A 561-nucleotide genomic window follows, 5' to 3' on the forward strand; every position below is an offset into this window, starting at 1 on the left:
TTAGCCGACCGCCGTGATCATCGCCCGCGGCAGCCGGACGTCGTCGAGCGCGACGATCGAGCGGAAGCCGCCGTTGCGCACGAACCGGCGGCAGGTCGAGAGCAGAGGCAGCGGCGCGGCGTGCGTCAGCGCCTCCGGGAACCGGCGCTGAAGCCGGTCGCGCAGTTCAGGCGGCCCGCTGAGCACGATCCGCAACCGCTCGAACCGCCTGCCGACCGCCTCGATGAACGGCGCCGCGGCCTCGAAGGCCTGCTCGCTGTCGCCGATCAGCAGCAGCGAGCGCGACTTCTCGAGCCGCGCGCCGAGCGCCTCCCGCAGGCCGCCGCTGAACATGCCCATCACTTCGCCTGGCCCCGATCGAGAAGCGCCCGTAGCCGGTCCGCGAGCCGCCGCCGTTCGTCATGCGGGGCGGGCTGCGCCCGGTTGAGCGCGCCGTCGAACAGCCGTCCCCAGCCGCGGGCGACGATCAGCGCGTGCATGTCGTCGAGATCGCGGCGGGGGGAGACCCAGCCATCGGCGAGGATCTTGCGGCAGAGCGCCGCGAGCGGACCCGAGGAGATC

General features: G+C 73.4%; 2 protein-coding genes. Both read right to left on the minus strand.

Features of this window, described 5'->3' with window-relative positions; translation table 11 throughout:
• The gene (locus ACIKT0_RS19790) at nucleotides 1-339 is read right to left on the minus strand and encodes a hypothetical protein (protein WP_407106950.1); all 339 of its coding nucleotides are present in this window, start codon (nucleotides 337-339) and stop codon (nucleotides 1-3) included.
• Nucleotides 339-561: hypothetical protein (locus tag ACIKT0_RS19795; RefSeq protein WP_407106951.1), on the minus strand; the 223-nt coding region annotated here is incomplete at its 5' end. The genes ACIKT0_RS19790 and ACIKT0_RS19795, both read right to left, overlap by 1 nt.

It is taken from the genome of Hansschlegelia beijingensis, from assembly GCF_045505405.1.
GTDB classification, from domain to species: Bacteria; Pseudomonadota; Alphaproteobacteria; order Rhizobiales; family Methylopilaceae; genus Methylopila; species Methylopila beijingensis_A.